The organism is Glutamicibacter sp. AOP38-B1-38 (assembly GCF_052377485.1).
Classification (GTDB): Bacteria; Actinomycetota; Actinomycetes; order Actinomycetales; family Micrococcaceae; genus Glutamicibacter.
On the sequence record NZ_JBQSWU010000104.1, the window covers coordinates 1 to 363 of the forward strand.

Below are 363 nucleotides of genomic sequence, written 5' to 3' on the forward strand. Positions count from 1 at the left end.
GGCCTATAGGCAATAAATGGTGTCTGCAATCTTGATCCTGCCCCGGAAAACCGGGGCAGGATCAAGACACACATGGATCTTGTTCCCATAGGCGTGACCCTTACAAGACAAAACACCCACCTATGCAGTATCTGCCAAAGCCCCCAAAAGAAAAACGGGAAACGCAACGGCAAGCAACGATGGCGCTGCCTCAACTGCAACGCCAGCACCACCTTCAAACGAGAAGACCTCACCGCACGCAACCAACTCGCCAGCTTCGTCAACTGGCTCATGAGCAAACAAACCCAAGCACAACACGGCGGAGGAACCGGCCGGACCTTCCGCCACCAAACCGCTTGGTGCTGGAACGTCCATCCCTTCCTG

At 55.4% G+C, this 363-nt stretch carries 1 protein-coding gene; it reads left to right on the forward strand.

From position 1 onward, the window contains the following. Positions 1-72: 72 nt before the first annotated feature. Positions 73-363 (forward strand): transposase-like zinc-binding domain-containing protein (locus ACT3TP_RS18790; RefSeq protein WP_444621301.1); only part of this gene is annotated, 291 nt, incomplete at its 3' end.